The organism is Pseudomonas lurida, from assembly GCF_013522705.1.
In the GTDB taxonomy this organism is placed as follows: Bacteria; Pseudomonadota; Gammaproteobacteria; order Pseudomonadales; family Pseudomonadaceae; genus Aquipseudomonas; species Aquipseudomonas quebecensis.
Genome location: NZ_JAAMRE010000085.1, coordinates 1 through 496 on the forward strand (window position 1 = coordinate 1; position 496 = coordinate 496).

Genomic DNA, 496 nt, shown 5'->3' on the forward strand with positions numbered 1-496 from the left:
CTGCGCAGCCCAGCGCGGGGCAAGCCCGCTCACCACAAAAGGACTGCTCACTAAAAAGGCCTGTTCAACACAAGAAACCGCTCACCACAGAGAGTGGTCGCACCGCGCTTCCCTGTGGTGAGCAAGCCTGCTTGCGCAGGGCTGCGCAGCGGCCCCAAAACCAGGCGGTGGGGTTTACCTGAAAGTACGCGGTGGATGGGAGGGGGCCGCTGCGCAGCCCAGCGCGGGGCAAGCCCGCTCACTACAAAAGGACTGCTCACTAAAAAGGCCCGTTCATCACAAGAAACCGCTCACCACAGAGAGTGGTCGCACCGCGCTTCCCTGTGGTGAGCAAGCTTGCTTGCGCGGGGCTGCGCAGCGGCCCCAAAACCAGGCGCTGGGGTTTACCTGAAAGTACGCGGTGGATGGGAGGGGGCCGCTGCGCAGCCCAGCGCGGGGCAAGCCCGCTCACCACAAAAGGACTGCTCACTAAAAAGGCCTGTTCAACACAAGAAAC

At 62.7% G+C, this 496-nt stretch carries 1 protein-coding gene; it reads right to left on the reverse strand.

Going from position 1 to position 496, the window contains the following annotated elements; all coding sequences use genetic code 11:
- Positions 1-259: 259 nt before the first annotated feature.
- Positions 260-496, reverse strand: a 237-nt coding sequence (locus tag G7025_RS26675; RefSeq protein ID WP_219855467.1) for a hypothetical protein, incomplete at its 5' end; no start/stop codon positions are given.